Source organism: Frigidibacter sp. MR17.14, assembly GCF_037095735.1.
In the GTDB taxonomy this organism is placed as follows: domain Bacteria; phylum Pseudomonadota; class Alphaproteobacteria; order Rhodobacterales; family Rhodobacteraceae; genus Frigidibacter.
On the sequence record NZ_JBAWKD010000002.1, the window covers coordinates 194,481 to 220,148 of the forward strand.

Annotated in this window: 23 protein-coding genes; 12 read left to right on the forward strand and 11 right to left on the reverse strand. The window is 71.4% G+C overall.

Going from position 1 to position 25,668, the window contains the following annotated elements:
- Positions 1 to 42: 42 nt before the first annotated feature.
- On the reverse strand, positions 43 to 1,551 hold the full coding sequence (locus V8J36_RS06100; protein WP_336466387.1) for an ABC transporter substrate-binding protein: 1,509 nt from the start codon (positions 1,549 to 1,551) through the stop codon (positions 43 to 45).
- Positions 1,548 to 2,354, reverse strand: a complete 807-nt coding sequence (locus V8J36_RS06105) for a FadR/GntR family transcriptional regulator (protein WP_336466388.1) — start codon at positions 2,352 to 2,354, stop codon at positions 1,548 to 1,550. The genes V8J36_RS06100 and V8J36_RS06105 overlap by 4 nt, the downstream gene beginning before the upstream one ends.
- Positions 2,355 to 2,843: 489 nt before the next feature.
- Between V8J36_RS06105 and V8J36_RS06110 the strand changes: the two genes are divergently transcribed.
- From V8J36_RS06110 to V8J36_RS06145, 8 genes are all read left to right on the forward strand, one after another.
- Entirely contained in the window at positions 2,844 to 3,713 is an 870-nt protein-coding gene (locus tag V8J36_RS06110) for a substrate-binding periplasmic protein (protein WP_336466389.1), read from the forward strand.
- Between the two features lie 16 nt (positions 3,714 to 3,729).
- Positions 3,730 to 4,401 carry an amino acid ABC transporter permease gene (locus tag V8J36_RS06115; RefSeq protein ID WP_336466390.1) on the forward strand — a complete coding sequence of 224 codons (672 nt, stop codon included), beginning with the start codon at positions 3,730 to 3,732 and terminating at the stop codon, positions 4,399 to 4,401.
- Complete coding sequence (locus tag V8J36_RS06120; RefSeq protein ID WP_336466391.1) at positions 4,398 to 5,051, forward strand: amino acid ABC transporter permease; 654 nt, start codon at positions 4,398 to 4,400, stop codon at positions 5,049 to 5,051. The genes V8J36_RS06115 and V8J36_RS06120 overlap by 4 nt, the downstream gene beginning before the upstream one ends.
- A 35-nt stretch (positions 5,052 to 5,086) precedes the next feature.
- On the forward strand, positions 5,087 to 5,872 hold the full coding sequence (locus tag V8J36_RS06125; RefSeq protein ID WP_442902467.1) for an amino acid ABC transporter ATP-binding protein: 786 nt from the start codon (positions 5,087 to 5,089) through the stop codon (positions 5,870 to 5,872).
- Positions 5,872 to 7,215 (forward strand): NAD(P)/FAD-dependent oxidoreductase, encoded by a 1,344-nt coding sequence (locus tag V8J36_RS06130; protein WP_336466392.1) that lies wholly within the window; start codon positions 5,872 to 5,874, stop codon positions 7,213 to 7,215. Before V8J36_RS06125 ends, V8J36_RS06130 begins: the two co-directional genes overlap by 1 nt.
- A gap of 7 nt (positions 7,216 to 7,222) precedes the next feature.
- Entirely contained in the window at positions 7,223 to 9,181 is a 1,959-nt protein-coding gene (locus tag V8J36_RS06135) for an oxidoreductase (RefSeq protein ID WP_336466393.1), read from the forward strand.
- 35 nt (positions 9,182 to 9,216) lie between these two features.
- Complete coding sequence (locus V8J36_RS06140) at positions 9,217 to 9,594, forward strand: hypothetical protein (protein WP_336466394.1); 378 nt, start codon at positions 9,217 to 9,219, stop codon at positions 9,592 to 9,594.
- Positions 9,595 to 9,656: 62 nt separating this feature from the next.
- A complete protein-coding gene (locus V8J36_RS06145; RefSeq protein WP_336466395.1) occupies positions 9,657 to 10,499 on the forward strand; it encodes a creatininase family protein in 843 nt (280 codons plus the stop codon).
- Between the two features lie 877 nt (positions 10,500 to 11,376).
- Here the strand turns inward: V8J36_RS06145 and V8J36_RS06150 are convergent.
- Entirely contained in the window at positions 11,377 to 13,341 is a 1,965-nt protein-coding gene (locus tag V8J36_RS06150) for an oxidoreductase (protein WP_336466396.1), read from the reverse strand.
- 119 nt (positions 13,342 to 13,460) lie between these two features.
- Between V8J36_RS06150 and V8J36_RS06155 the strand changes: the two genes are divergently transcribed.
- Positions 13,461 to 14,393, forward strand: coding sequence for a dihydrodipicolinate synthase family protein (locus tag V8J36_RS06155; protein ID WP_336466397.1), 933 nt, complete (start codon positions 13,461 to 13,463; stop codon positions 14,391 to 14,393).
- Between the two features lie 57 nt (positions 14,394 to 14,450).
- Here the strand turns inward: V8J36_RS06155 and V8J36_RS06160 are convergent, their stop codons facing one another.
- The 6 genes from V8J36_RS06160 to V8J36_RS06185 all read right to left on the reverse strand — a co-directional run bounded on the left by V8J36_RS06160 (position 14,451) and on the right by V8J36_RS06185 (position 20,773).
- Positions 14,451 to 15,239 (reverse strand): SDR family oxidoreductase, encoded by a 789-nt coding sequence (locus V8J36_RS06160; protein WP_336466398.1) that lies wholly within the window; start codon positions 15,237 to 15,239, stop codon positions 14,451 to 14,453.
- A 74-nt stretch (positions 15,240 to 15,313) separates the two neighbouring features.
- A complete protein-coding gene (locus V8J36_RS06165; RefSeq protein ID WP_336466399.1) occupies positions 15,314 to 16,666 on the reverse strand; it encodes a dihydroorotase in 1,353 nt (450 codons plus the stop codon).
- Positions 16,667 to 16,716: 50 nt separating this feature from the next.
- A complete protein-coding gene (locus V8J36_RS06170) occupies positions 16,717 to 17,376 on the reverse strand; it encodes an aspartate/glutamate racemase family protein (RefSeq protein ID WP_336466400.1) in 660 nt (219 codons plus the stop codon).
- 157 nt (positions 17,377 to 17,533) lie between these two features.
- Entirely contained in the window at positions 17,534 to 18,256 is a 723-nt protein-coding gene (locus tag V8J36_RS06175; RefSeq protein WP_336466401.1) for a GntR family transcriptional regulator, read from the reverse strand.
- Positions 18,257 to 18,374: 118 nt separating this feature from the next.
- Complete coding sequence (locus tag V8J36_RS06180) at positions 18,375 to 19,973, reverse strand: GMC family oxidoreductase (RefSeq protein ID WP_336466402.1); 1,599 nt, start codon at positions 19,971 to 19,973, stop codon at positions 18,375 to 18,377.
- Complete coding sequence (locus V8J36_RS06185) at positions 19,970 to 20,773, reverse strand: substrate-binding periplasmic protein (protein WP_336466403.1); 804 nt, start codon at positions 20,771 to 20,773, stop codon at positions 19,970 to 19,972. The genes V8J36_RS06180 and V8J36_RS06185 overlap by 4 nt, the downstream gene beginning before the upstream one ends.
- Before the next feature lie 112 nt (positions 20,774 to 20,885).
- Between V8J36_RS06185 and V8J36_RS06190 the strand changes: the two genes are divergently transcribed.
- Together V8J36_RS06190 and V8J36_RS06195 are read left to right on the forward strand one after the other, a co-directional pair.
- Positions 20,886 to 22,004: a mandelate racemase/muconate lactonizing enzyme family protein gene (locus V8J36_RS06190; RefSeq protein WP_336466404.1), complete on the forward strand. Its 1,119-nt coding sequence runs from the start codon at positions 20,886 to 20,888 to the stop codon at positions 22,002 to 22,004.
- Between the two features lie 43 nt (positions 22,005 to 22,047).
- Positions 22,048 to 22,815 carry an AroM family protein gene (locus tag V8J36_RS06195; RefSeq protein ID WP_336466405.1) on the forward strand — a complete coding sequence of 256 codons (768 nt, stop codon included), beginning with the start codon at positions 22,048 to 22,050 and terminating at the stop codon, positions 22,813 to 22,815.
- 77 nt (positions 22,816 to 22,892) lie between these two features.
- Here V8J36_RS06195 and V8J36_RS06200 read toward each other — a convergent pair whose 3' ends face one another.
- Both V8J36_RS06200 and V8J36_RS06205 read right to left on the reverse strand, forming a co-directional pair.
- Positions 22,893 to 23,576, reverse strand: a complete 684-nt coding sequence (locus V8J36_RS06200; RefSeq protein WP_336466406.1) for an amino acid ABC transporter permease — start codon at positions 23,574 to 23,576, stop codon at positions 22,893 to 22,895.
- 5 nt (positions 23,577 to 23,581) lie between these two features.
- Complete coding sequence (locus tag V8J36_RS06205) at positions 23,582 to 24,250, reverse strand: amino acid ABC transporter permease (RefSeq protein ID WP_336466407.1); 669 nt, start codon at positions 24,248 to 24,250, stop codon at positions 23,582 to 23,584.
- 123 nt (positions 24,251 to 24,373) lie between these two features.
- Between V8J36_RS06205 and V8J36_RS06210 the strand changes: the two genes are divergently transcribed.
- Positions 24,374 to 25,630, forward strand: coding sequence for an NAD(P)/FAD-dependent oxidoreductase (locus tag V8J36_RS06210; protein ID WP_336466408.1), 1,257 nt, complete (start codon positions 24,374 to 24,376; stop codon positions 25,628 to 25,630).
- The last annotated feature ends 38 nt before the right edge of the window (positions 25,631 to 25,668 follow it).

Here is a 25,668-nt window from a genome sequence, read left to right on the forward strand (position 1 = left end):
GGCCCGTTGCGTCCCCCGGCATGCGGGGGACGCGGCGGTCGATCAGTCGGCGTCGGTGACGCCGGTCAGGCGGATCATGCCGTCCGGGAAGGCCTCGAACCCTTCGACGCCCTTGTCATAGGCGAAGATGTAGGTCTGGTGGCCGAGGTAGATCACCGGCAGGTCGTCGGCCAGGATCTTGGTGGCGGCGTCGTAGTCGGCCTTGCGCTTGGCGGTGTCGGACGAGACGCGGGCCTCGTTCAGCAGGCGGTCGACTTCGGGGTTGCAGTATTTCGCGTCGTTGATCCCACCCTCGCAGGTGACGAACTGGTGGATGTTGCCATCCGGATCGGCGCGGCCCGACCAGTCCGAGCGCGACAGCTGGAAGTTGCCGGCGGTCTGTTCGGCCAGCAGCGTCGCGTATTCGGTGGCGCGCAGGCTGACGTCGAAGCCGGCCTCGGCGACCATCGCCTGGATGACCTGCATCATCTGGGTGACGACGGGGTTGTTCGCGTGCTGCAGCTCGACCGCGACACGCTCGACGCCGGCCTCCTTCAGCAGCGCCTTCGCGCCCTCGACATCGCGCGCCTCGAGCGGGACGTCCTTGTTATACCAGGGGCTGGTCGGTGCCCAGGGCTGGTTGCCGGCCCGCGCGGTGCCCTCGAACACCACCTGGTTCAGCGCCTCGCGGTCGATGGCCTTCGAGAAGGCCTGCCGGATGCGCTTGTCCTCGCCCAGCGGGTTCTTGGCGCGGTCGCCGTTGCCGATGTTGACATACATCGCCATGTAGCCAAGCCCGGTCACGTCCTGCATCTGCAGCTCGGCATCGTCCTTGACCGAGGCCACGTCGGTCGCCGCCAGCCGCTCGACCATGTCAAGCTGGCCCGAGCGCAGGTTGGCCAGGCGCACGGTCGTGTCGGGGATCGGCAGGTAGGTGACCTTGTCGATGTGGATGTTGTCGACGTTCCAGTAGTTCGCGAACTTCTCCAGCACGATGCGGTCCTGGGCGACGCGCTCGACGAACTTGAACGGGCCCGAGCAGACCGGGTTGGCGCCGAAGTCCGCGCCCTCGGCCTTGGCGGCGGTGGGCGAGATCATCATGCCGGCGCGGTCCGACAGCTGCGCCAGCAGCGAGGCATCGGGGGCCTTCAGCGTGAAGGTGACCTGCATCGGGCCGGTGGCCTCGATCCCGGCGACCGAGGCCAGCTCCGACTTGCGGCGGCTTTCCGGCAGGGTCATCGCGCGGTCGATGTTGTAGACCACCGCCTCGGCATCGAAGGGGGTGCCGTCATGGAAGGTGACGCCGGCGCGCAGGTTCATCACCAGCTTCAGACCGTCGTCGGAATAGGACCAGTCGGTGGCCAGTTGCGGGACGATCTGCACGTCCTTGTCGAGATCGACGAGCTTGTCGCAAAGCCCGGTGTAGACGATGCGCCCGACGAAGGTGCGCGACTGGTGCGGGTCCAGCACGTCGGCATCGTCCTGCAGGCCGATGCGCAGTTCGTTGGCCATGGCGGGCATCGCCGCGGCGAGTGCCGCCACGGCGGCGACGGAGGTCAGCAGCTGTTTCATGTGGTTTGCAGTCCCTGTGGTCTGAAGGCGGGGAAGGTCTCGGGTGCCGCGTCGTTCTCCGGCTGGCCGGGTGCGGCTTGCTGCAGCGGCACCGCATCGAGCGCGGCGCCGTCGAGCGAGGTCTGACGGATCAGCACCTCCTGCAGATAGAGGAGATGCTCGCGCATGGCCTCGCCGGCGCGACGCGGGTCGCGGGCGGCGATCGCGGAGACGATCTCGGTATGGTGGCGGCGGGTCGCCATCGGGTCGGGCTGGCCCACGCGGGCCCGGGCGCGGATCGCCTGCCAGCTGGGGTCCTGCCGGACGCGGTTCAGGATGTCGAAGATCGACAGGAACAGCGCGTTGCCGGCGCTTTGCGCGATCTGGCGGTGCAGCGCGCCGTCCCAAAGCTCGCGCGCGTCGGCGTCGTCCGTCTGGGCGCTGCTGATCTTGCCGCACAGCACCTGCATGCGCTGGATGTCCTCGGGGCGGGCACGCATCGCCGCCAGCTGGGCCAGCTGCGGCTCGATGCGCAGGCGAACCTCCATGATCTCGAGGAAGTTCGTCGCGGCCAGCATCGCCTTCGTCGCGGGCGCCGGCGTGTCGGGCTGGCCGACGTAGGTGCCGGACCCCTGCCGCCGCCAGACCGCGCCCTCGGCCTCGAGCACCTCGAGGGCGCGGCGCAGGGCACGGCGGGTCAGGCCCAGCTCGTCGGCCAGCTGCCGCTCGGGCATCAGCCGCGCGCCGCCGCCCAGCGCCTTCTCGGCGATATGCGCGCGCACCAGGTCGAGCGCCTTGGAAGAGGTGGTGTCCGAACGTGTCATCTGGATTCCGGCGAGCCAATTGCGAACCAATTCGAATTGGATCGCGCCTCCGGTCCAGTTTTACGGGGCCAGTCGCCCGGACAACCCACAAGAAACCGTCATAATGATTATATAATAGGCATGTTTGCCCAGAAAAGATGACATTCAGGGCAGGATAGCCGCGAACTGGCATCGCATTCCCCGGCGACTCGGGGATTGGTTCACCGCATGGCAATTGGTCCGCAAGCAGCCGCACCTCGTGGCCCGCGCCACGGCGCTGCCGAATCGTCGGCGCGCGTCACAGCCGCACCCGCGGGGCTGCCGCTGCCAAAATGGGCGTTCTCCAGGGACAGATGATGCAAAAACCGGCAGCGTGAGATCAGATATTCCTGTGATATATCTGATGGAATGTTTTTAGTTGTATCTGTCGACATGTCAGCGACAACCGAGGGACGTCACCGGCCCGATGACACGCGCCCGGGATCAACGTCCAACGACACGAGGTAAGAGATGACTGTCACGCCCCGCCGCACGCTCGCGCTTCTCGCCGCCCTCGGCCTCGCGCTGCCCGCCGGCCTTGCCACCGCCGCCCCGGTGATCGACGAGAACCTGCAGATCACCCTGCCCACCCCGCAGCCCTGGGCGATGCGCAACCTGATCAAGGACGGCACCCTGATCGTCGCGACCACCGCCAAGACCAAGGGCGAGACCTTCATCGGCGACGACGGCACCCTGCAGGGCGCCCGCATCGACCTGTGGAACAAGATCGCCGAGGATCTGGGCCTGAAGACCGAATACGTGACCATCGACTGGGCGGGCGTGATGCCGGGCCTGGCCGCGAACCGCTTCGACCTCGCCTGCGAAGGCGCGAGCTGGACGCCCGAGCGGCTGACCTCGCCCGACTTCTTCATGACCCGCCCGGTCAAGGTCGCCGTGAACGTCGGCGTCGTGCGCGCCGACAGCGGCATCGACAGCTGGGACCAGGCGCAGGGCAAGAAGCTGGGCGGCGTGAAGGGCGAGATCGAGCTGAAGGACCTGATCGCGCATGTCCCGGGTGCCGATGCCGATGCGGCGCTGTCCCTGCCGGGCGTGTCCGAGGCGCGCCTGGCGCTGATGAACGGCCAGATCGACGTCTACGGCACCGGCATCCAGGCCGCGAAATCGCTGCTGGCCGGCCCCGACGGCGACAAGCTGAAGATCCTGGCCGAGCCCACCAAGGTCGGCGTCGGCGGCTTCTGCGTGAACAGGAACGAACCCGATCTCGCGCAGGCGGTGAACTTCCTGCTGGCCAAGTACCGCGCCGACGGCACCATGACCGCGATCAACGAGAAGTGGGACCTGCCCGACTATTCGGACCTGCTCGGCCAGCTCGGCTACTGATCGGCCGGCGGCGTCCATGGAACTCGACTTCTCCGTCTGGGCCCAGCGCTGGCCCTACCTGCTCGACGGGCTGTGGATGACCCTCGCCATCTCGGGCGCGGTGCTGGTGATCAGCGCCCCGCTCGCGGTGGTGGCGGGACTCGCGCTCGTGGCACGGAACCGCGTGATCCGGGGCGCCGCCGTCACCCTCAGCTGGTTGGTGCGCGGGGTGCCCCCGCTCATCATCCTGTTCATCTGCTACTTCGTGCTGCCGGTCGCGCTGAACCTGCGGCTGGAACCGGTGCCGGCGGCGATCGCGGGCTTCGTGATCTACAACACCTTCCTGTTCGGCGAACTGGTGGCGGCCGGCCTGCGCGCGGTGCCCAAGGGCCAGCACGAGGCGGTGGCCGCCGCGGGCCTGCCGCCGCTGCGCGCCTTCCGCCGGGTGATCCTGCCGCAGGCGATCCCCTCGATCATCCCGCCCTACGTCTCCTACGCCACCGACATGGTGAAGGGCACGGCGCTGGCCGGCTCGATCGGCGCGATGGAGCTGGTGACCCGCGCCTCGCAGACGATCATCGCCACCAACCGCCCCTTCGAGATCCTGATCGGCATCGCGGTGATCTACGGGCTGATCGATGCCTGCCTGATCGTGCTGCAGACCTGGTCCGAGCGCCGCTGGGCCAGCAAGGAGGCGCGCCGCGCATGAGCTTCGATCCCCAGATCCTCGCCGCCTACCTGCCCGAGCTGTGGAAGGGCCTGCGCGTCACGCTGTGGCTGTTCCTCGCGATCATGGGCCTGTGCACGCCGATCGCGCTGGCGATCGCGCTGGCGCGCATCTCGGGCCGGCCCTGGCTGGCTTGGGCGGCGGCGACCTATGTCAACGTCATCCGCTCGATCCCGCTGCTGGTGATCCTGTTCTTCACCTTCTACGGCCTGCCGGTCGCCGGCATCTATGTCTCGCCCTTCACCGCGGCGATGATCGGCCTGACGGTCTGCACCTCGGCCTATCTGGCCGAGGACCTGCGCGCCGGGCTGATGGCCATTCCGCGCGGCCAGTACGAGGCCGCGGCGGCCATGGGCCTGCCGCCGGGCCGCTTCGTCGCCCGCGTGCTGATCCCGCAGGCGCTGCCGGTGATGTGCGCGCCCTATTTCACCCGCGCCATCGTCTCGCTCAAGGCCACCTCGATCGCCTCGATGGTCGCGGTGGGCGAGCTGACCTCGGAAAGCATGGCCGCGCTGACCGAGACCTATCGCGCGGCCGAGTTCCTCGGCTTCGCGGCGGTGTCCTACCTCGTGATCTCGTCGCTGCTCGCGCTGCTGCAGGCGGCGGTGCAGCGCGCGGTGCGGCTGCCGTGACCGCGCCCCTCTCCCTCCCGACCCCAGGTGCCCAGATGTCCGACGCGACCCTGCAACAGCCGCCGACCATGCTCGAGCTGATCGGCCTGCGGAAATCCTACGGGCAGAAGCTGGTGCTGAAGGGCATCGACCTGCGCGTGCCCAAGGGCCAGGTCGTCTCGCTGATCGGCTCGTCCGGGTCCGGCAAGTCGACGCTGCTGCGCTGCATCAACTACTTGGAAACGCCGGATGCCGGCAGCGCGATCAAGGTCGACGGCCAGCAGATCGGCTCGGACGATCCGCGCAACCTGTCGATGCGGGCGCTGCGCCGGCAGCGGACCGAGATCGGCATGGTCTTCCAGCATTTCAACCTGTTCCCGAACATGACGGCGCTCGACAACGTCTGCGAGGCGCCGCTGGCCCACAGGCGCGGCAGCAAGGCAGAGATCCAGGCGCAGGCGATGGCGCTGCTGGAGCGGGTGGGCCTTGCCGAGCGCGCCGGGCACTACCCCAGCCAGCTGTCGGGCGGCCAGCAGCAGCGCGTGGCGATCGCGCGGGCGCTGGCGATGAAGCCGAAGCTGATGCTGTTCGACGAGGTGACCTCGGCGCTCGACCCCGAACTGGTGGACGAGGTGCTGAAGGTCATGCGCGCGCTGGCCGAGGACGGGATGACGATGATCGTCGTCACCCACGAGATGGCCTTCGCCGAGGATGTCGGCGACCGGGTGATCTTCATGGCCGACGGCGCGATCCTCGAGGACGGCAACCCAGCCGAGGTGATGCGCGCCCCCAAGGCCGAGCGCACGCGCACCTTCCTGTCGCGCGCGCTCAGGACCCGCTGATGTCCGCGCCCTATGCTCAGGACGCGCTGATGCGCGACGGCTTCACCCGCTCGCTCTGGGCCGCGATCTCGGGCCCCGGCCCGGATCTGCCGGCGCTGAGCGGCGAGGACACGGCCGACGTGCTGGTGGTGGGCGCGGGCTATCTTGGCATGACCACCGCGCTGAACCTTGCGGCCGAGGGGCTGCGCGTCGTGCTGCTGGAGGCCGGCGAGCCGGGCTTCGGTGCGTCCGGCCGCAACACCGGCTTCGTGGTGCCGGCGCTGAAGAAGGCGCTGTCGCCCGAGAATGTCGATGCCACCTATGGCCGGGCGCGGGGCGAACGCTTCAACGCGATGATCGGCGGCGCGGGTCACGCGGTCTTCGACGCGATCCGCCGCCACTGCATCGACTGCACGCCCGAGCAGACCGGCTGGATGCAGCCCGCCCATTCCCGCGCCGCCCTCGAAGGCTGCCGCCGGCAGGCCGCCGAATGGGCCGCACGCGGCTTCTCCGCGGTGACGGTGATCGACGCGGACGAGACCCGCGCCCGCACCGGGATGGAGGGCTATCACGGCGCGCTCCTGGTGCCCTCGGGCGGGCAAGTCAACCCGCTCGCCTATGCCCGCGGCCTCGCCCGCGCCTGCGTGGCCGAAGGCGTGCGGCTTTACGCGCAGTCGCCGGTGACGGGCCTCGCGCGCGAGGGGCGGCTTTGGGCCGCGACCACGCCTTCGGGCCGCGTCACCGCGCCGCGCGTGCTGATGACCACCAACGCGATGATCGGGCGCCTGATCCCCGAGGTCGCGGCGTCGATCATCCCCACCTACAGCTTCCAGATCGCGACCCAGAGCTTCGGGCCCGAAGTGCAGGCCCGCGTCCTGCCCGCCCGCAGCCCGGTCGCCGACGCCCGGCGCCACCTCTTCGCCGCCCGCTGGTCGCCGGACGGGCGGATCGTGGGGGGTGGCCTCGTCTATCCGGGTCCCGGCCGGCTTGCCCGTGCACGCGCCCGGTTCTCGCACCGGTTCGAGCGGTTTCTCCCGGCGCTCGGGCCGGTGAGGGCCGAATTCTCCTGGGCCTGCAAGGTGGCGGTGACGCTGGACGCGCTGCCGCGGCTGCAGGCGCTGGACGAGGGCCTCTGGGCCGCGATCGGCTGCAACGGCCGCGGCGTGGCGCTGACCGCCGCCTACGGGATCGAACTGGGGCGCTTCCTGTCCGACCGCGTCACCGCCGCGGACTTCGTCGTGCCCGTCACCCGCCCCGAGCCGGTGCCGATGCGCGCGCTGGCCGGAATGGGCCCCTATGCCTGGCTGCCCTGGAGCGAGTTCCGCGACCGGCGCGAGACCGAAGCCCTGCCCCGCACCGCCTGAGCCCGAGATGACCGAGACCGCCCAAGACCCCCGCCTGCTGCACCGCCCGCTGACCCTGAACGGCGTCACGATCCGCAACCGCGTCGCGATGACCGGCCACGGCACCGGCATGCCCAAGGACGGCACCCCGAACGAGCAGATGATCGCCTATTACACCGCCCGCGCGAAGGGCGAGGTCGGGCTGATCCTCTTGGGCACGCAGCAGGTGCATCCCTCTTCGCCCGGGGTGACGGGCCTTCTGTGCAACTACGACGACCGGATCATCCCCGGCCTCGCCGCCCTGACCCGCGCCGTGCAGGCCGAGGGCGCGCGGATCTTCGGCTATCTGGGGCACATGGGCATGGCGACCTCGGCCCGCCCGACCCCGGTCTGGTCGGCCTCGCCGGTCTGGGAGACGAAGCATGGCGAGGTCGCCCATGCGATGACGCAGGCCGAGATCGCCGAGGTCACCGCCGCCTTCGCCGCCGCCGCCCGGCGCTGCCTGACCGCGGGCATGGACGGGATCGAGGTGCATGCCGCGCACGGGCTGCTGCTGCAGCAGTTCCTGTCGCCGCTGACCAACTTCCGCACCGATGCCTATGGCGGCAGCCCCGAGAACCGCCGCCGCTTCGCCTGCGAGGTGCTGGCCGCGGTCCGGGCAGAGATCGGCCCCGACGTGCCGCTGGGCGTGCGCATCTCGGCCGACGAGCTGATGCCCGGCGGCCTGACCGTCGCGGACATGGCCGAGGTGACGCCGCATCTGGTGGCGGCGGGCGCGCTGGATTTCGTCGATGTCTCGGTGGGCTTCGACGGCGATCTCGTGTCGCACATGATGCACGAGCCGCCGATGGGCCCGGCGCCCGCGCCCTATGCGCCCCTCGCGCGGCGCATCAAGCAGGCCTGCCCCGGCGTGACGATCATCCACGCGACGCGCATCCACACCGCCGCCGAGGCCGAGGCGCTGCTGACGCGCGGCGATGCCGACATGGCCGGCATGGTGCGCCCGCTGATCGCCGATCCCGAGCTGCCGAAGAAGGACCGCGAGGGACGCGCCGGGCGCACCATTCCCTGCGTCGCCTGCGAGCAGGCCTGTTTCGGCCGCCTCTATTCCGGGCGCCACATCTCCTGCGTGGGCAACCCGGTGACGGGCCGCGAGCGTGACTGGGCGGCGCTGCCCGCGGCCAGGCCGCAGCGCGTCGTCGTCGTCGGCGCCGGCCCGGCGGGGATGGAGGCCGCCCGCGTCGCGGCGCTGCGCGGCCACGCGGTGACGCTGCTCGACGCGCGCGACGAGACCGGCGGGCGGATGACGCTGGCGCGGCGCCCCGACGGGCGGACCGAATGGGACCGGATGATCCGCCACAAGACGGCCGAGCTTGGGCATCTGGGCGTTTCCCTGCACCTCGGCCGGCGGGTCGGCACGGCCGATATCCTTGCCCTTGCGCCCGAACGGGTGCTGCTCGCCACCGGCGCGCGGCCGGTCCCGCTGCGGGTGCCGGGCGCCGGGACGGCACCGATCCTGACCGTGGACGAGGCGCTGACCGAGCCCGCACGGCTCGGCCAGCGGCTGCTGTTCATCGACCGGATGAACCGCACCCCGGCGATGGCCAGCGCGATCCACTTCGCCCGGCGCGGCCACGCGGTCGAGATCTGCACCACCGGCACCCATGTCGGCCACAAGCTGGTCATCCAGAACCTCGCGCATTTCTATGCCGAGGCGCATCGCGCCGGCGTGCGCTTCACCCCCGGCGTGCAGGTCGCGGGCTTCGAGGGCGGCCGCGTCCGGTTCGACAGCATGTTCAGCCGCGCCCCCCTGCACCAGGCCGAGTACGACAGCATCGTGCTGGTCGATCCGGGCCAGCCCGAAGACGCGCTGCTCGCGCCGCTGCAGGCCGCGGGCGTTTCCGTGCGCGCCATCGGCGATGCCTATGCCCCGCGCGACATCGAGGCGGCCTTCCTCGACGGCTGGCTCGCCGCCGGCGCGCTCTGACCCATTCCGACCGTCCGATCCCGAAGGAGACCAAGATGGACACCAAGACCGACGAACGCATCCAGTGGTCGCGTCAGGAAGACGTGGCGCTGACCTGGGTCCACCCGGGCCAGGAGTTCAGCCACCGGCTGATCACCAAGAAGCTGCACGGCTCCAGCTTCTCGTTCCACATCACCACCTACATGCCGCATTTCGACGTGATGGTCGAAGGCAACGGCGTGAACGAGGTGGTGCTCTACTGCCTGCACGGCTGGTCGACCCAGATCGTCGAGGCCACCGGCGAGACCCGCACCTTCAAGCCGGGCGACGCGATGTACCTGCCGAAGAACTACCGCTATCGCCACATCATCGGCGAGGCCGGGCTGGTCGTCGCCGTCTGCTCGAACCCCTCGAAGGAAGCCGGCGACATGTGAGCCGGCGGGGCCGCCTGCCCGGGCGGCCCGTCCCCTTCCCTTCCTGATCGGAGCCCCCGGCCATGACCCGTCCCCTGCTGTGGCAAGATCTCTCCCGCGCCGGGCTGACCGCTCTGCGCGACCGCGGCGCGCTGGTGGTGATCCCGGTCGGCGCGACCGAGCAGCATGCAGACCACCTGCCGGTCGAGACCGACACCTGGCTTGCCCGCGAGGTGACGGCGCGCGCCGCCGCCCGCGTCTCTGCCCTGCCGGTGGTGGTCGGCCCCGCGCTGCCCTTCGGCTTCTCGCCCCACCACCTGTCCTGGCCGGGCACGATCAGCCTGCGGCTCGAGACCTATCTGGCGCTGCTGGGCGACCTCGCGCGCTCGGTGCTCGACGCGGGCTTCGCGCGGGTGCTTTTCGTCAACGGCCACGGCGGCAACGAGGCACCGCTGCGCGCGCTCTGCACGCAGATGGTGACCGACGGGCGGGCGGTGGGCATGGTGAACTATTTCAACCCGGCCGAGCCCGACTGGGTCGCGGCCCTGTCCGGCGGGCTGCCGCGCGCAGGTCATGCCTGCGAGTACGAGACCGCGCTGGCGATGGCGCTGGACCCGGCGCGGGCCGACGGGATCGCCGCGGCGGCCGCGGGCCTCGCGCCGCGCTGCACCCAGCCCTGGATGGTGGGCGACGGCCCCGACGACCCGATCACCGCCGGGCGCGCCGGCTGGCCGCCGGTCTTCCAGGCCGACGACTGCGGCTATTACGGCGATCCGGCCGCGGCGACGCCCGCCGGCGGCGTGGCGATGCTCGAGGCGACCGTGGCCGGGCTCGCCGCCTTTTTCGAGGCCTTCGCCCGCGCCCCCCTGCGCCTCGGCGTGACCCGTCAGGGCGAGCCGCCGCGCCTCGCCCCGCCGATGCTCTGACCCTCGGCGCATCGAGACGCCCCGACCCGATGAACCGAGCGCGGCGGGGCTGTCCGAAGCGCTGCAGGCCCGTGCCGCGGCATGATGTCCAGGGGCGCTCAGATCTCTCGGTCACCCACCTGTCTTGAGCCCATGAGCAGACCAAAGGGTGACGTCCCGCGCCTGAAGTGCGGCACCATCGGGTGCGGCGCGACCAGCCGGCCACGCGCATCGGACGGTCCGAGGCTGTCAGAATTTCCGCAAGCCCGCGCCACCGGACCGAGCCGCGGTGGCGGAGTTCGCGAGCTCACTCCGTGAGCCAGTCCGCGGTGAGCTTGCAGCTTCACCTGCCCCGAAGCACCGCGACCTCAGGTCCGGCACGACCAGCCTTCCCCGCGCCTTTGCGCGATCCAGCAAGGCGAGCCGCGGCGTTGTGCCGGATGATGCTGTGACCCTTGGTACACGAACGTCCCGGTCAGATGGACCGAAGACGTCTGAGTTGTCGGAAGCGCAACGCGCCCGCGCCGTGAGATCAAGCGCAGGGACGCCGAGGTCTCTCGGTTGCGTTCCCTGCCCCGGCCTCCGCACTACGCCCGAAGCGCTGCCGCCCTGTGCCTTCGACCGCGCCGGTGAGGCGCGCCTCTGCGCGAAATCACCCTGACCTCATGGCTCGGGCGGGGTTTGGCGACGGGAAACGCCACCTGACCAATCCACGGAACAGCGAGACGAGGGCAGGATCGTTCGGCTGACTGTCCGATCCAAGCCTGCGGACACCGCCGGCGCGGCTCCGGCCCCCGAGGATCGGCGGCAGGGCGTCGGTCATGGCCGGCGGTGGCCGCGCCGGGTGCCGGCGCTTCGCAATCGGCGCGCCGGGCACCTGCCCCCGCGCAAAACGCCGTCAGAGCGACAGCGCGGCCTCGTAACCGTCCAGGAACGCCGCCTCGATGTCGCGGGGCGCATAGGCGTCGCCGATCGCGCGCACCCACAGCCCGGCCGCCTGCAGCGGGGCCAGCAGCTCGTCGCGCGGCACGCCCGGATCAGCCAGCACGATGGTGTCGTAGTCGCGGCTGCCGCAGGGCTGGCGGCTGAACATGTGCTGGAACTGCACCCGCCCGCCCTCGAAGGCGACCGGCCGCACCGCCGGGGTCATCACCACCCCGGCCTCGACCATCTTCTTCCAGAACAGCGTCAGGTTCTGGATCACCAGCTTGGTGCCGACATGGACCTGCTCGGTGCAGATCTCGACCTGCCGGCCGAGCCGCGCCAGCTCGATCGCGGTGGCGATGCCCGGCGTGCGGTTCATCGCGTCGATCACCAGCACCCGCGCCCCGACGCGCGCGGGGTCCGCGATCGCCTCGTCCACCGTCAGGATCGGCGCCGTCCCGGCCCCCGGCCCCCGCAGCGGCCCGGGCCGTGCCCCCGTCGCCAGCAGCACCGCATCCGGCGCCATCGCGACGATCTCCTCGGCCAGCGCCGGGCGGCCCAGCCGCAGCTCGACGCCGGCCCGATCGAGCGCCGCGGCCTTGTGGCGGATCATCCGGTCCCATTCCTCGCGCCCCTCGGGGCGGCGCGCCAGGGTCATCCGCCCGCCGCATTCGCCGCGCGCGTCGATCAGCGTCACCGCATGGCCGCGCAGCGCCGCGATCCGCGCGGCCTCCATCCCGGACGGACCCGCGCCCACAACCACGACCCGCTTCGGCACCACGGGCCCGAGCGCCGCCCAGCGCGTCTCGCGCCCCGTGGTCGGATTGCCGACGCAAGAGATGTGCTGGCCACGGAACAGCCGGCCGAAACAGCCCTGCTCGCAGGCGACGCAGGGCGTGACCTCGTCCACCCGCCCCTCGCGCGCCTTCCGCGGCAGCTCGGGATCGGCGATCAGCGGCCGGACCATCCCCGCCATGTCGGCATCGCCCCGTGCCAGCAGCGCCGCAGCCTCGGCGGCGGTGTGGATCCGCGTCGCATGGATCACCGTCACGCCCGGACAGGCCGCGCGCACCTGCGCCGCCAGCCCGGCATAGGGCGCCGGCGGCAGGCCCATCGGCGGCTCGTGCAGCATGTTCGACACGAGGTCGCCATCGCTGCCGGCGCTGACATCGACGAAATCGAGCGTCCCCGCGGCCACCAGCCACCGGGTGATCGCCGTCATCTCGGCGATGCCGAGCCCGCCCGGCACCAGCTCGTCCGCCGAGATGCGGATCCCCAGCGGCACGTCGGGCCCGATCCGCGCGCGCACCGCCGCCAGAACCTCGGACGGGAAGCGGGCGCGGTTCTCCGGCGAACCGCCATAGGCATCGGTGCGGAAATTCGTCAGCGGCGACAGGAACTGCTGCAACAGCAGCCCGTGGCCGCAATGCACCTCGATCCCGTCGAGGCCCGCGCGCAGGTTGCGCTCGGCCGCGTCGGCGAACGCCCGCGTCACCTCGGCGATCTCGTCCACCGTCATCGCGTGGGCGACCTCGCCGTATTTCTGCTCGTGCACCGCCGAGGCCGACCACAGCGGCACCGGCCGGGCCGAGGTCGCCATCCCCATGTGCCCGAGATAGCCGAAGATCCGCCCGCCCTCGGCATGGACCGCCCGCGCGACCTCGGCCAGGCCCGGAATGATGCGGTCGTCGTAGTTGCACAGCAGCCCGGTGATCCCCGGGGACGAGGGATGCACCTGCTGGGTGCCCAGCATGATCAGCCCGACCTCGCCCCGTGCCCGCGCGGCGTAGTAGTCGATCATCTGCCGGTTCGGGGTGCCGTCCTTCGGCATGCCGGTGCCGTGGCCGCACAGGACGAAGCGGTTGCGGACCGTCACCCCGTTCAGCGTCAGCGGCTGGAAGAGGCGATCGGACCCGGGCTCGGCTGGGGCTTGCGGCATCGGTGCATCCTGTTGGCGGACAGACAGCTATTCAGTTTGATATGCCACCAGATATTTCTTAATGTCCAGCCCGGGCGCTGCCCCTGACCGCGCGCCACCTGCCCTGAAAGGTTCCCTCGATGACGCTTCTCTCCCCCGACGCCGCCGGCGTCTTCGTGATCTCGGCCACGCCCTTCGACGACACCGGCGCGCTCGACCTCGACAGCGCCCGCCGGCTGACCGAGTTCTACCTGGCGCGCGGGGCGACGGGGCTGACCGTGCTGGGGATGATGGGCGAGGCCGCGAAGCTGACGCCCGAGGAAAGCCTGGCCTTCCTCAAGACCGTGCTGGACGTCGTTGCCGGCCGGGTGCCGGTGGTCGTCGGTGTCTCGGCCGCGGGCCTGACCGCGCTGCGCAGCCTTGCGCACGAGGCGATGGCCGCGGGCGCCGCCGGCGTGATGGTCGCCCCGACGCCGAACCTGCGCACCGACGACCAGCTCGAAGGCTATTTCCGCATGGTCTGCGAGGCGCTCGGCCCCGATGTGCCGGTGGTGCTGCAGGACTTCCCGCTGGCGCTCGGCGTCCAGTTCTCGACCGCATGCCTGATCCGGATCTTCGCCGACAACCCGCAGATCGTCATGCTCAAGCACGAGGACTGGCCGGGGCTGGCGAAGCTGGGCGCGCTGCGCGCGGCGCAGGCGGCCGGCACCCTGCGGCCCTTCTCGATCCTCGTGGGCAACGGCGGGCTGTTCCTGCCGCAGGAGATGGAGCGCGGCGCCGACGGTGCGATGACCGGCTACGCCTTCCCGGAGATGCTGGCCGAGGTGGTGGCGGGCTGCAATGCCGGCGCGCGCGACCGGGTCGAGGACCTGTTCGACGCCCACCTGCCGCTGATCCGGCTGGAAACCCAGCCCGGGCTCGGTCTCGCGGTGCGCAAGGAGGTGCTGATGCGCCGCGGCGCCATCGCCTCGGCCCATGTCCGCCGGCCGGGCCCCAAGCTCGATGCCGCCGACATGGCCGAGATCACCCGCAGCCTCGCCCGACTCGAACGGCGGCTGGCCGAACTCGCCTGAAACGGCAACGGGCGCCCCGAGGGGCGCCCGCATCGATCCCGTCCGACAGGACCTGACTTACAGGCCGCGGATCATGCCGCCGTCGCAGCGCAGCTTCGAGCCGGTGACATAGCTGGCCGGGACGCCGCACAGGAAGGCCGCGACCGCGGCGAATTCCTCGACCCGGCCATAGCGGCCGGCGGGGATCGTCGCGCGCGAGGCGGTGGCGATCTCTTCGGGGGTCTTGCCGGCGCGCTTGGCGGCGGCCGCGTCCAGCTCGTCGACGCGGTCGGTGTGGATGCGGCCCGGAAGCAGCATGTTCACCGTCACCCCGTCCGCCGCGACCTCGGCCGCCAGCGTCTTCGACCAGCCGGCCAGCGCCGAGCGCAGACCGTTCGACAGGCCGAGGTTCGGGATCGGCTGCTCGACGCCCGACGAGGCCAGCGTCAGCACCCGGCCCCAGCCGCGCGCGCGCATGCCGGGCAGCAGCAGGTTGGTCAGCGCCACGATCGGCTCGACCATCGCGCCGAAGCCGCTGCGCCAGGCCTCGGGCGTGCTGGCCGAAACCGGGCCCGGCGCCGGGCCGCCCGAGTTGTTCACGAGGATGTCGACCCCGCCCAGCTTCGCCTCGGCCTCGGCCGCCAGCGCGGCCACCGCCTCGGGCGCGGCCAGATCGACCAGCGCATAGTCGGCGCGGCCGGGCCCGCGCGCGGTCAGATCGGCCGCCGCCGCCGCCAGCCGGGCCGCGTCGCGCCCGGTCAGCAGCACATGCGCGCCCTCTTCGACCAGCTTCGTGGCCACGCCCAGCCCGAGGCCGCGCGACGAGGCCAGCACAAGCGCGCGCTTGCCTGTCAGTCCAAGATCCATGGGAAGTCCTTTCGAAAATGCGGAAACGGGGCCGCGCGCAGCGCCGCCCCGCCCCCGGTCAGGTCCGCGCCGGGTCAGGCGCGCGGGATGAAGCGGCCGGAACCGGCCGTCGAGAGGATCCGCGTGCCGTCCCAGACCACCTCGCCGCGGCGGATCGTCGTGGCCACGCGGACCGAGAAGTCCTCGCCGTCATAGGGGCTCCAGTTCAGCCCGTCACGGGTGGACGAGGCATCGAAGCGGAAGCTGCCCGGCTCGATCACCGCGATGTCGGCATCGGCGCCCACGGTCAGCGCGCCCTTGCGCGGCCAGAGCCCGAAGAAGCGCGCCGGGCGCTCGGCCATCTGCGCGGCCATCTCGCGCACCGCGCGGTCCATGCCCCAGCGCGCCGCGCCATCGGTGACGAACGAGGGGCCCAGCGTCTCGAGCCCCGGGATCCCGGCGCCCGCGTCGAAGATCGAGGGCACCAGCTTGTTGTCGATCGGCCAGCTGGAATGGTCGGACGAGATGAAGGCGACCTCGCCCGCCTCGCAGGCCTGCCACAGCGCCTCGATGTAGCCCGCGCGCAGCGGCGGCGAGACCTTCATCCGCGCGCCCAGCCGCGGCGTGTCGCGGGCCGCGTCGAAATGCAGGTAGTGCACGCACAGCTCGCCCGTCGCGCGCACGCCGCGCTCGGCCTGTTCGCGCACCATGCGGAAGCCCTTGGGCGTCGAGATGTGCACGATATGGACATGCGCGCCGGTCGCCGCGCCAAGTTCCAGGAACTGCGCGGTGGCCAGCAGCTCGGCGATCTCGGGGCGCGAGGGTTCGTGGAATTCGGGCGTTACCTGCCCCGCCGCCTTGAAGGCCGCAATGCGCGCGCGCACGATCTCCTGATCCTCGTTGTGCAGCCCGACCGGCAGGCCGGTGGGGACCGAGGCCTCGAGGATGTCGTAGGTGTCGGCCGTCGACAGCCGCGGGAAGCGCACCGGGTGGCTTTCCATCGACGAGATCTTGAAGGCGCAGATCCCGGCCTCGGCCAGCGGCATCATCTGCCCGGTGCCCTGCCCCGGTGCGACGGTGCCGTAAAGCGCCACGTCGGCATGGGAATGCGCCTCGACCGCGTCGCGCTTGGCCTCGAACCGCTCGATCGTGTTCAGCGGATCGGGGTTGTCATAGGGCATGTCGACCAGCGTGGTGATCCCGCCGGCCAGTGCCGATTGCGAGGTCGCGGCAAAGCCCGGCAGGCCCTTGTAGCTGGTGGCATGCGTCTGCCCGTCGACCAGCCCCGGCACGATGTAGGACGTGCCCGCGTCGATCACCCGCCCCGCCTCGGGCGCCGGCCCCTCGCCGATGGCGGCGATGGTCTGGCCGCTGACGGCGATCCAGCCGCCGGGCAGCAGCCGGTCGGGCAGCACGAGGGTTCCGCGGATCAGAAGGTCGGGGGTCATCTGGGGCTCCGGTCAGTAGGGCGGGCGGTAGCAGGGCGGGCGACGGATGGTCAGGACAGGCGCGGGTAGCGCAGCGCCAGCAGCGCCGCGGCGCGGATCGCGGCGGCCTGCACCGGGTCGATGACCGGCAGGCCCAGCCGCGCCTCGATCTCGGGGCGGTAGACGCCCATCGAGGCACAGCCGAGGATCAGCGAGCCCGCGCCATCGCGGTCGCGCAGCTCGGTGCCGACCTCGACGATGCGGGCGATCACCCGCTCGGCCTCGTTCATCTGCACCACCGGGATCTCCAGCGCGCGGTCCGCGGCCAGGAAGCTTTCGACGCCCAGCTGCCGGATCTGGCGCAGGTGCCGCCCGAACGAGGCGCGCCCGATCGAGACGACGCCGAAGCGCCGGCCCAGCTGCACCGCCTCGAGATAGGCGGCCTCGGCGATGCCGATCACCGGCACCTCCAGCTCTTCCCGGCACAGGTGCAGCCCCGGATCCGAGAAGCACGAGATCACATGCGCTTCGGCCGGGGTCGCGCGCAGCCGTTCGAGCACCGGGAAGGGCAGCGCATCGACATGGGCCTGCCGCTCGATGCCGGGCGGGCCTTCCTCGAGAGTGGCACAGACCAGCTCGGCCGGGATCCGGTCGCGGATCTGGTCGAGCGAGGTGATCATCGCGTCGGTCGTGCTCTGCGAGGAATTCGGGTTCAGGAAATGGATCCGCATGATGTCTCGGTCTCGGGAGGAGGAGCCGGAACCCATCGGGCGTGCGTTCCGGATTTCATTACGCACATCTTAGATATATCAGACGTCATGGCAAGGCTCGGCGACCGCGGGCGGGCAGAAATCGGCGCGCGACCGCGGCGCGCCGCCCCCCCGGCGGTCAGAGAGAGATGTGGCCGAAGCTGTTGCTTTGGGCGAGCGCGTTGAACAGGCCCTGCCGGGTGACGAGATTGTGGTGGATCATCGCCTCTCGGGCGCGGGCCGGATTGCGCTCGGCCAGCACCTTCACGATGTCGCGGTGGTCGTTCGCCGTCTCTTCCGAGACGTTGCGCAGCGTGGCGCCAAGGTAGAACACCCGCTCCAACTCGTCGAACTGGCGTTCCAGCAGCGCCTCGAGCCGCGCGTTGCCGGTCGCATGCGCGATCGCCATGTGGAAGATGCGGTTCGCGTCGATGAAGCCGCCAAGCGAACTGCGCGCGCTCGGGTCGTACGAGGCATCGGCCAGCGCCGCCAGCTTCTCGATCTCGGGCTCGGTGATGCGGGTGCAGGCCAGCTCGGCGATGCCCGCCTCGAGGATGGTGCGCACGTCGAACAGCTCGCCGATGTCGGACAGCGTCATCATCGCCACCTGATAGCCGCGGCGCGGGAAGGTGCGGATCAGCCCCTCCTGCCGCAGCGTCGCCAGCGCCTCTCGCACCGGGGTCTTCGACACGTCGAAGCGCGCGGCCAGCTCGGCCTCGGACAGGTCGGTGCCGGGGGGCAGCGCGCAGGTCAGGATCTCGGTCCGCAGCTGGCCATAGACCTGTTCGGTCAGCGAGCCTGCGCGCGCCTTCTTCGCGGTGCCGGAGCCCGACGCCTTCTTCGCGGTGGTCGTCGTCGCCATGACCTGTCCTTTTCGTGCCTTCAGATATGCCTATCGGTATTTCGCGGCGCCGTTGCAAGCCTCCGCATGCGTGGCGCGCGGCTTCGCGGCCGGGTGTGGGCGCGGGGCCGCGCCCGCATCACCCGTCCTCCAGCAGGAAGGCCGCGGCGCGGGCGGCGATCATCAGGCTGGGCAGGTGCAGCGCGGCATTGGGAATCACCGGCATCACCGAGGCATCGGCGATGCGCAGCCCCGCCGCCGCCCGGAACCGCAGCCGCGGGTCGCAGACCGCGCCCGCGTCCCGGCCCATCCGGCAGGTGCCCGCCATGTGATAGGCGGTCCCGATCGTGGCCCGCAGCCGCTCGGCCGTCACCGGGGCCAGCGTCGCGGCCGGATCGGCCAGCCAGTCGCGGAACGGCGCCGTGGCAAGGATCCGCTGCACCTCGGCCACCGCCGCCAGCATCGCCGCGGTGTCGCGCGGATCGGCCAGCGCGCCGGTGTCGATCCGCACCCCGCCCGCCACCGGCAGCACGGCGCCACGGCTGTGCGGGCGGCCCTGCTGGATCGCGAAGCTCGCGCCGTGGCGGCGCGGCAGCCGGTCGCTCCAGCGCCGCGGATCGGCCGGAAACAGCGCCGGACTCATCACCACCTGCGCATCGGCATCGCCGGGCGCCGTCCCCGGCACCGCGAAATAGCCCGCGGCCTGGAACAGCCCCTCGCCCAGCGGTCCCCCGCCCCCGGCCAGATAGCGCGCCAGCGCCGCGGCCCCGGCCAAGGGCGACAGCAGCCCCAGCAGCGAGCCACCGCGCGTCGGCGCGCGCAGCAGGAACGAGGGGTGGTTCTGCAGGTTCTGTCCCAGCTCGGGCACGTCCTCGACCACCTGCCGCCCCGCGGCCGCCAGCGCCGCCCCCGGCCCGTAGCCGCTGTCCAGCAACAGCCGCGCCGTCAGCACCGCCCCGCAGCACAGCACGACCTCGCCGCCCGGCGCGACCGTGACCTGCCGGCCGTCCTGCAGCGCGACCCCGGTGATCCGACCGGCGCGCTGCGTCAGCCGCTCGGCCCGCCCGGCCAGCAGCCGCACGTTCCCGGGCAGCCGCGGAAGGAAGGCGCGCCGCGCCGAATGGCGCCGCCCGCGGTGGATGTTCACGTCGGTCAGCCCGAAGCGCGGCCCCGAGGCCGCATTGAGATCGCCCACCACCGGCTGCCCCGCCGCCCCGGCCGCGGCAAGGAAGGCCCCGACCAGCGGCGCGGCGGGCACGACCGGCCGGGTGTGCATCTCGCCCGCGTCGCCATGCCACTCCGACCCGCCGCGGGCCGAGGTTTCCAGCCCGCGGAACGCGGCAAGGCAGGCCTCGGGCGACCAGTCGTCGCCGCAGTCGCGCTGCCACAGCGCATAGTCCTCGGCCGCGCCGCGGCTGACGACCATGCCGTTGATCTCGGACGAGCCGCCCAGCACCCGCCCCTGCAGCAGCGCCACCGGCACGCCGCCGGACGGGCCACCGGACGGGCCACCGGGCAGGTCACGGGGCCGCTCGGCCACATGGTCCCACGAGATGCCGCGCCGGAACGGGGCGAATCCTGACAGGATCGGAACGCGATGGGCCGGGTGACGCGTCGCGCCCCCGGCCTCGATCAGCACGATCCGCGCCTCGGGGCGCGCCGCCGCGAGGCGGGCGGTGACCACCGACCCCGTCGCGCCGGCCCCGACGACGACGACGTCGGCCGACAGGCTACTCACTTGGCGATCTGGTCCAGCGAGATGCCCTTGCCCAGCCACTTCTCGGTCAGCTGCGTCAGGCTGCCGTCGGCGATGTACGAGGTCAGCAGCGCGTCGATCTTCGCGGCCAGTTCCGGGTTGCCCTTCTGCACCACCAGCGCATTGCCCGACACCGCCATCGTCTCTTCGATCATCCGGAACGGACGATCGGTGGCGTTCACGAGGTAGGCCGGGGTGATGTAGTTGCCGACGGCCAGATCGATGCGCTTGTTCTGCAGGTCCAGCAGCAGTTCGGTCCAGCCCGGGTATTCGGCGACCTCGGTCAGGCAGCCCTCGCCCAGCTTGGCCTTCACGGTGTTGATCTGCACCGCGCCCTTCACGATGCCGGTCTTGGCGTGGCAGGCGTCTTCCCAGCCCTTGATCGCGGCATTGTCCTTGTGCACCACGCCGCCGACTCCGTTGGCAACATAGGGCTGCGAGACGATGAAATCGGCCGAGGCGACGCGCTCGGGCGTGCGCGACACCGACGAGGCGACCATGTCGAAGCGGCCCGCCTGCACGCCGGCCAGCATCGAGGCCCAGTCGAGCACCACGAATTCCGGCTCGAGACCAAGGTCCGCCGCCAGCTTCTTCGACAGGTCGATGTCCAGCCCGACCAGCTCGGCGGTGTCGTCATACATGGTCGAGGGCGGGGACGACCCCGTGGTGCCGATGGTCAGCTGGCCCTTGCTGACCAGCTTGGCTTCGTAATCCTGTGCGGCGGCGGCGAAGGGCAGGCCAACCAGCGCGAGGGTCAGGCCGAGGGCAGTCTTCAGGGTCATCTCAGTCTCCTGGAACGAGGGTCGGACCCGTTGTAGGCCTTGATCCGCGCCTCTGGACATGGGAATTGATGTTCTAAGTCGAATATCGTGTGATATATCTAAAGGACGGATCATGATTGTCACTTCCGCAAGCAGTTTTCTGGTGCGAGTGCCTCTTTCCGCGCCATATGTGATATCACGGGGCGCGCTCGATGCCTTCGTCAACGTGGTTCTGCGGCTCGAGTCGGACGAGGGCGTCGTCGGCTGGGGCGAGGCGGTCCCGGTCTCGCTGACCGAGGACCCGGCCGAATTCAAGCGGGTGATCGATGAATGCCTGCTGCCGGCGCTGCTCGGGCAGACCATCGACTCGGTGGCCGACACCGTCGATGCGCTACTGCCCCTGTGCGAAGGCCATGTCGCCACCGTCGCCGCCGTCGACCTCGCGCTCTGGGACATGCTGGGCAAGGCACGCGGCGTCTCGGTCGGGCAGCTGCTCGACGGCGAGCCGGGCCGGCGTACGCTGATCGACTACACGATGGGCGCCCTCGCACCCGCGGAGATGGCGGCCCGGGCGCTCGAGGTCTGCGAGGCCGGCTATTCCGGCGTCGTGGTGAAGATCACCTGCAAGGATCTCGACGAGGATCTCGCCCGCGTGCGCGCGGTCTGCACGGCGCTGCCCACCGGGCGCAGCATCCGGGTCGATGCCAATGCGGGCTTCGACCGCGACACGGCGCGACGCTTCCTCGACAGTATCGCCGGGCTGCCGATCGAATTCCTCGAACAGCCGGTGGCGGCCGGCGATCTTGCGGGCATGCGTGCCTGTCGCGACTGCGGCGTGCCAATCGCGGCGGACGAATCGCTGAAGGTGCCGGGCGACGCGCTGGCGCTGGTGACCGAGGGCGCCTGCGATGTGCTCAACGTCAAGGTCACCAAGGCCGGCGGCATCGCCCAGTCGCTGCGCGTCGCCCGCATCGCCGAGGCGGCGGGCCTGCCGCTGGTCATCGGCGGCGGGCTGACCTTTGGCCCCTCGCGCTTCGCCAGCCAGCACATCGCCGCCGCCACCCCCGCGACCCGCGGCATCGCCCATCAGGGCCCCGGCCCCGCCAGCCAGGCGCTGACCGGCGACATCACCCTGCCCCGCCTCACCCCCGCGCTGATGCGCGAGACCGCGGGCACCGTCACCGCCCCCGCCACGCCCGGCCTCGGCTTCCGGATCGACGCCGCGGCGCTCGACCGCTTCCGCATCGCCTGACCGCCGCCCTGCCCCCCTCACGCCTGAACCAGAAGGACCCGCCATGAAACTTGGCCTCATCACCACCGGGCAGGGCCCGCGCGACAGCTACGAGATCTATTTCGCCGGCATCGCCCGCGCGCTCGGCCTGTCGGTCGAGGTGATCAGCGAGCACATCCTCGACCCGCTCGACTGGTCCGAGATCCGCCCGATGCTGGCCGAGCCCGGCCGCCCGGTGCTCGGCGCGCATGTCCATGTCCCCGGCGCCACCGGCAACCGGCTGGGCGAAGGCTGGGATCATGTCTACATCGACCTCGAGGCGGCAATGCCCTGGTTCCAGCGCGCCATCGACCGGCTCGAGGCGCGCGGCGCCACCGGCATCGTGCTGTGCTGCGGCACCCAGTTCGCCCCCGACCAGTTCCGCGCCACGGTGCCGCTGCTGATGCCCTGCGAGGCGGTGATGCGCGTCGTCGCCAACACCGTCGCCGCGCGCGGCCGCCTGAAACTGGGGCTGATGAGCTCGATCGGCCATGCGGTGCAGGATCAGGCGCTGTGGCAGGCCGTGCCCTTCGCCGACCGGCTCGAGATCGCCTACGAGGGATTCGAGGGCAACCTGATGCCCGCGGCCGAACGGCTGGCGGCGGTGAAGCCCGAACTGGTGGTGGTCTGGAGCTTCGGCCTCGGCACCGCGGAAAGCGATGTCGACCGGATGGCCGCGCGGCTCGAGACGATGTTCGGCTGCCCGGTGATCATGCCGCACCGGCTGGCGGCGCTGACGACCTTCGCGATCCTGCCCTGCGGCTTCGACGACAAGGCGATGGCCACGCGCTGACCCGCTACTTTCCAGCGCCGTCCCTGCACCGGGACGGCGCCCTGCACGACCCGCGGTCCGCAAACCTCGGGCAGCTCTCAGGCGGCGGCGCGCCGCTCGGCCCGGGCCGCGCGCCAGCGCACGTCGAGCCGCTCCTCGACCCGCGCCTGCAGCCAGATCAGCACCGAGTTCAGGCACAGGTAGATCGCGCCCGCGACCAGCAGCAGCTCGATCGGGCGATAGGTCTCAGAGATCAGCCCCGAGATGATCGAGGTCAGCTCGGGCACCGCCACCAGCCCCGCCAGCGAGGTGCCCTTCAGGTTCAGCGTCAGGTTCGAGAACAGCGGCGGCACCGCCACCGGCAGCGCCTGCGGCAGCACGATGCGGCGGATCATCTTGCCCTGCCCCATCCCCAGCGCGCGGCAGGTCTCGATCTGCGCCGCCGGCACCGCCCGCAGGCCGGATGTCAGGAACTCGACGTTGTAGCCCATCGCCGAAACGATCAGCGCCCCCAGCGCCGACAGCGTCGGCGACAGGTAGATCCCCAGCGCCGGCAGGCCGAAATAGGCGAAGAACAGCAGCACCAGCGTCGGCACCGCCCGCATCGCCCAGGTGAAGGCCGACACCGCGCGCCCCGCCCAGGCCGGCCCGAATTCGCGCGCCAGCGCCAGCGGCAGCGCCAGCAGCGGTGCCAGCGTGCCCACGCAGGCCATCAGCAGCACGGTCATGCCGATGCCCTTGGCGATCAGCGGCGCGGCGGTCCAGACGACGGTGAAATCCATGCCGCTCACTCCGACTTCAGCGCAAGGCGGCGGCGGGCCAGGACCTCGGCGATCATGATGATGCTCGAGAGCACCGCATAAAGGACCATGGCGATCGCCATCAGCTCGAAGGGCTTCTGCAGCGCGTCGATCAGCCGGCGCGACATGCCCATGATCTCGGTCACCGCGACCGCCGAGGCGACCGAGGTGCGCTTCAGCGAGGTACAGGCGAAGGTCAGCAGCGAGGGCAGCGCCACCCGCATCAGCTGCGGGCCGATGATCCGCCGCCACATCTTGCCCGGCGGGAAGCCCAGCGCGCGCGAGGCCTCGTATTGCTGCGCCGGGATCGAGGTCAGCGCGCCGCGCAGGATCTCGTATTCATAGGCCGAGGCGACCAGCGCCAGCCCGATCATCGCCGACTGGAACGAGCTCAGCCGCAGGCCGAGGTCGGGCAGCGCCAGGAAGCAGAACAGCAGCACGATCAGCTCGGGCAGGCCGCGGAACAGCCAGGAATAGAATCCCAGCACTCGCCCCAGCGGCCGCGAGGCCCAGATGTTCCCCGCCACCGCCATCGAGAAGGCCAGAGCGATGGAAAGCAGCTGCGCGCAGAGGTACAGCTTCACCGTCAGCCAGATCGCGTCCTGGAACCGCGGCAGGATGCGCAGGATCAGCGACCAGTCGAAATCATATCCCAAGGTCCGTCTCCTGCGGCAGTCAGCTTGCGGGCTGCCGCCAACCTATAATATATCAGTGATATTGCAACTGAGATTATCTGTGGTTCCACTTCCGGAACCGCAGCGGCGGCGGAAGGGCACGGCATGGAACGGCATCAGGAACGGATCGCGGTGATCGGCGGCGGCGTGATCGGGCTGGCCACGGCGCTGCGCCTGCGCCTAGACGGCCACGCGGTCCTGCTGATCGAGCCGAACGCCCCCGGCTCGGGCTCGAGCGCGGGCAATCCCGGCGGGATCAGCGTCAGTTCCACCCTGCCCGCGGCCGCGCCCGGCGTGCTGGCCAAGGTGCCGGGCTGGATCCTCGACCCCGACGGGCCGCTGACGATCCGCCCGGGGCAACTGCCGCGGATGGCGGGCTGGCTGGCACGGTTCCTGCGCGCCGCCACGCCAGAGCGTTACGCGGCCGGGATCGCGGCCCTCTCCGCCCTGACGCGCGAGGCCGTCCCCGCCTGGACCGCGCTGTTGGAAGAGATCGGCCAAGGCGCGATGATCCGCCCCTCGGGCACGCTGATCGTCTACCGCTCGGCCGAGGCTCATGCCGCCGAAACCGCCTCGTGGGAGCGGCGCGCGCGCCTTGGGCTGTCGCTGCGCGACGTGACCGCGGACGAGATCCGCGCCGCGGTGCCGGCGCTCGCCCCGCGCTACGACCGGGGGCGGATGATTCTCGACAATGCCCAGCTTTCCGACCCGCTCGAGGTCTGCCGCGCCCTCGCCACGGCCTTCACCGCCCGCGGGGGCGAGATCCGCACCGCGCGGGTCCGCGCCCTGACGCCGGGGGCCGCGGCCGTGCGGCTCGACCTCGACGATGGCGCGCTCGAGGTGGCGCAGGTGGTGATCGCGGCCGGGGCGCGCTCGGCCCCGCTCGCGCGGATGGCGGGCGACCGGGTGCCGTTGCAATCGGAACGCGGCTACAGCCTGACCTATGCCGACAGCGGCATCGCGCTGACGCGCCCGGTGTTCTCGCCTTCGGAGAAGATCATGGCCGCGCCGGTCGCGGGCGGCCTGCGCTTCGCCGGCACCGCGGAATTCGCCGGGCTCGACGCCGCGCCGAACTGGCGCCGCGCGGCCTCGCTGGAACGGCTGGGGCGGCAGATGTTCCCCGGCCTGCCCGAGGGGATCGAACCCGCGCGCTGGACCGGCGACCGCCCGAGCACGCCCGACGGGCTGCCCGCGATCGGGCGCTCGGCACGCTCTGACCGGGTGCTGCATGCCTTCGGGCACGGGCATATCGGGATGACGACGGCGGCGGTGACGGCGCAGGCGGTGGCGGCGCTGGTGCGCGGCCGGGTGCCGCCGCTGGACCTCAGCCCCTATGCGCCGGACCGGTTCCGGGGCGTCTGACCCGATCCGCGGCACCGGCCTTTCGCCCGAGGCCCGGC

What these genes read in the sequence shown, in the direction of transcription:
- V8J36_RS06100 (WP_336466387.1), bottom strand. Translation starts at nt 1,551, where the DNA reads ATGAAACAGCTGCTGACCTCCGTCGCCGCCGTGGCGGCACTCGCCGCG.
- V8J36_RS06105 (WP_336466388.1), bottom strand. Translation starts at nt 2,354, where the DNA reads ATGACACGTTCGGACACCACCTCTTCCAAGGCGCTCGACCTGGTGCGC.
- V8J36_RS06110 (WP_336466389.1), top strand. Translation starts at nt 2,844, where the DNA reads ATGACTGTCACGCCCCGCCGCACGCTCGCGCTTCTCGCCGCCCTCGGC.
- V8J36_RS06115 (WP_336466390.1), top strand. Translation starts at nt 3,730, where the DNA reads ATGGAACTCGACTTCTCCGTCTGGGCCCAGCGCTGGCCCTACCTGCTC.
- V8J36_RS06120 (WP_336466391.1), top strand. Translation starts at nt 4,398, where the DNA reads ATGAGCTTCGATCCCCAGATCCTCGCCGCCTACCTGCCCGAGCTGTGG.
- V8J36_RS06125 (WP_442902467.1), top strand. Translation starts at nt 5,087, where the DNA reads ATGTCCGACGCGACCCTGCAACAGCCGCCGACCATGCTCGAGCTGATC.
- V8J36_RS06130 (WP_336466392.1), top strand. Translation starts at nt 5,872, where the DNA reads ATGTCCGCGCCCTATGCTCAGGACGCGCTGATGCGCGACGGCTTCACC.
- V8J36_RS06135 (WP_336466393.1), top strand. Translation starts at nt 7,223, where the DNA reads ATGACCGAGACCGCCCAAGACCCCCGCCTGCTGCACCGCCCGCTGACC.
- V8J36_RS06140 (WP_336466394.1), top strand. Translation starts at nt 9,217, where the DNA reads ATGGACACCAAGACCGACGAACGCATCCAGTGGTCGCGTCAGGAAGAC.
- V8J36_RS06145 (WP_336466395.1), top strand. Translation starts at nt 9,657, where the DNA reads ATGACCCGTCCCCTGCTGTGGCAAGATCTCTCCCGCGCCGGGCTGACC.
- V8J36_RS06150 (WP_336466396.1), bottom strand. Translation starts at nt 13,341, where the DNA reads ATGCCGCAAGCCCCAGCCGAGCCCGGGTCCGATCGCCTCTTCCAGCCG.
- V8J36_RS06155 (WP_336466397.1), top strand. Translation starts at nt 13,461, where the DNA reads ATGACGCTTCTCTCCCCCGACGCCGCCGGCGTCTTCGTGATCTCGGCC.
- V8J36_RS06160 (WP_336466398.1), bottom strand. Translation starts at nt 15,239, where the DNA reads ATGGATCTTGGACTGACAGGCAAGCGCGCGCTTGTGCTGGCCTCGTCG.
- V8J36_RS06165 (WP_336466399.1), bottom strand. Translation starts at nt 16,666, where the DNA reads ATGACCCCCGACCTTCTGATCCGCGGAACCCTCGTGCTGCCCGACCGG.
- V8J36_RS06170 (WP_336466400.1), bottom strand. Translation starts at nt 17,376, where the DNA reads ATGCGGATCCATTTCCTGAACCCGAATTCCTCGCAGAGCACGACCGAC.
- V8J36_RS06175 (WP_336466401.1), bottom strand. Translation starts at nt 18,256, where the DNA reads ATGGCGACGACGACCACCGCGAAGAAGGCGTCGGGCTCCGGCACCGCG.
- V8J36_RS06185 (WP_336466403.1), bottom strand. Translation starts at nt 20,773, where the DNA reads ATGACCCTGAAGACTGCCCTCGGCCTGACCCTCGCGCTGGTTGGCCTG.
- V8J36_RS06190 (WP_336466404.1), top strand. Translation starts at nt 20,886, where the DNA reads ATGATTGTCACTTCCGCAAGCAGTTTTCTGGTGCGAGTGCCTCTTTCC.
- V8J36_RS06195 (WP_336466405.1), top strand. Translation starts at nt 22,048, where the DNA reads ATGAAACTTGGCCTCATCACCACCGGGCAGGGCCCGCGCGACAGCTAC.
- V8J36_RS06200 (WP_336466406.1), bottom strand. Translation starts at nt 23,576, where the DNA reads ATGGATTTCACCGTCGTCTGGACCGCCGCGCCGCTGATCGCCAAGGGC.
- V8J36_RS06210 (WP_336466408.1), top strand. Translation starts at nt 24,374, where the DNA reads ATGGAACGGCATCAGGAACGGATCGCGGTGATCGGCGGCGGCGTGATC.